Origin of the sequence: Candidatus Thiosymbion oneisti, from assembly GCF_900092655.1 — a bacterium.
GTDB classification, from domain to species: Bacteria; Pseudomonadota; Gammaproteobacteria; order Chromatiales; family Chromatiaceae; genus Thiosymbion; species Thiosymbion oneisti.
The window spans coordinates 1-465 of sequence record NZ_FLUY01001110.1; the positions used below are offsets into that span (position 1 = coordinate 1).

General features: G+C 60.4%; 1 pseudogene. It reads right to left on the reverse strand.

Features of this window, described 5'->3' with window-relative positions:
• Nucleotides 1–379: pseudogene (locus tag BQ17_RS22645) on the reverse strand (IS5/IS1182 family transposase); the annotation flags it as partial.
• Nucleotides 380–465: the final 86 nt, after the last annotated feature.

Here is a 465-nt window from a genome sequence, read left to right on the forward strand (position 1 = left end):
TTTTGTGGGCGCTGCCGCGTGGCCGCAGAATCTCGCCAGTGGGGCCGGTGTAGCCATCAAGGGTACGGTGGTAATGAAAGCGCTCGCCACGGAGGCGTTCTTGGGCGTTGACGGCCTTGTGCTTGTCCGGGATCGGGACGTAGACAGTCGCGTTGGCGGCTTGGCAGGCAGCAAGTTGTGCCTCGCTGTAGTAACCGCTGTCGGCCACAACGGTCAGTTCATTGACCGACAGGACGGCCATGGCACCCAGCCATTGACCGCTCAACTGGTTTTGATCATTCCCGGCGTTGGTCACTTCGTGATGGATGATGGGTTGGTGTTTGCTATCAACGCGGTTTTGTACGTTGTCGCCGGTGACGTGCTGGTTGCCTTTGCTCAAGGCCCGCGCATCGGGATCGGTGCGCGACAGTTGGGTTTCACCACGGTCCGCCAGCTGTTTAAGTTGTGCCTGCTGGCGCGCTTGGC